The organism is Burkholderia sp. SIMBA_062 (genome assembly GCF_046534765.1).
GTDB lineage: Bacteria > Pseudomonadota > Gammaproteobacteria > Burkholderiales > Burkholderiaceae > Burkholderia > Burkholderia ambifaria.
The window spans coordinates 1-249 of record NZ_JAWRYD010000478.1; the positions used below are offsets into that span (position 1 = coordinate 1).

Sequence of the window (249 nt, forward strand, 5' to 3'; positions counted from 1 at the left end):
GACGGCTATGCGATCCAGCGCGAGTGGGTCAAGCTCAAACTCGCGGCGGGACACGTCATCAAAGGTCGCAAGATCGGCCTGACGTCGCGCGCGATGCAGCGTGCCTCGCAGATCGACGAACCCGATTACGCGCCGCTGCTCGACAGCATGTTCATCGCGCAAGGCGCCGATATTCGCGCAGATCGTTTTAGCGCGCCACGCGTGGAGGTGGAACTCGCGTTCGTGCTGAGCCGTCCGCTGCAAGGCCCG

General features: G+C 64.3%; 1 pseudogene. It reads left to right on the plus strand.

Going from position 1 to position 249, the window contains the following annotated elements:
- Positions 1-249, plus strand: a pseudogene (locus tag SB786_RS37140) (2-oxo-hepta-3-ene-1,7-dioic acid hydratase); the annotation flags it as partial.